This is a genomic window from Pseudoalteromonas sp. SG41-1 (assembly GCF_014164575.1).
Lineage (GTDB): Bacteria > Pseudomonadota > Gammaproteobacteria > Enterobacterales > Alteromonadaceae > Pseudoalteromonas > Pseudoalteromonas rhizosphaerae.
On record NZ_JACJFL010000147.1, the window covers coordinates 1 to 224 of the forward strand.

Below are 224 nucleotides of genomic sequence, written 5' to 3' on the forward strand. Positions count from 1 at the left end.
ATTCGGTGCTGCGTTATCTAAAATCACTGAGGTGCTGGCTGCAGTTGAGGTGTTACCCGCCGCATCACTTTGTGTGGCGCTGACGGTGAGCGTGCCATCATTAAAGCTGCTGACATCAAACTCACGACCACTGATAGTCCATGCCCCAGAGCCATCAGCCGTCACAGTACGCGATTGGTTATTCGAACCATCGCTGATAGTCACACTGACACTGGCATTGGCTT

The 224-nt window shown here is 52.2% G+C and carries 1 protein-coding gene; it reads right to left on the bottom strand.

Translation table 11 applies throughout. The annotated features are described in order from the left end of the window. Positions 1-224, bottom strand: a 224-nt coding sequence (locus tag H5203_RS22665) for an Ig-like domain-containing protein (RefSeq protein WP_182820387.1), incomplete at both ends; no start/stop codon positions are given.